Source organism: Streptomyces litchfieldiae, from assembly GCF_031845365.1.
In the GTDB taxonomy this organism is placed as follows: Bacteria; Actinomycetota; Actinomycetes; order Streptomycetales; family Streptomycetaceae; genus Streptomyces; species Streptomyces litchfieldiae.
In genome coordinates this window covers 1-255 of the sequence record NZ_JAVREL010000171.1, presented here as the reverse complement: position 1 = coordinate 255, position 255 = coordinate 1, and the positions used below count along the sequence as shown (strand labels likewise).

Sequence of the window (255 nt, the reverse complement as noted above, 5' to 3'; positions counted from 1 at the left end):
CAGGTGACGGCCGGGAGTGTGGTGAGCCGTTGCCAGCAGGTGGTGAACGCTTGGGCCCAGGGCCAGGTCGCATCGACGCGCAGCCATCGGCGTCGGGCGTGGTCGGCGAGGCGGGCTGGCAGGTGGTAGAGGCGGAAGCGCATGGTGTCCGGTTCGGCGTCGGTCAGGTCCTCGATGTCGTGCAGGGCCAGCAGCCGCACCCAGGCGTCGAGATCACTTGCGAGGTTTGCGGCAAGGATCCAGCCGCAGTTCACT

General features: G+C 68.6%; 1 protein-coding gene. It reads right to left on the bottom strand.

The features are described 5' to 3' along the window. The coding region (locus tag RM590_RS36295; protein ID WP_311708830.1) for a transposase at positions 1–255 on the bottom strand (255 nt) is incomplete at both ends.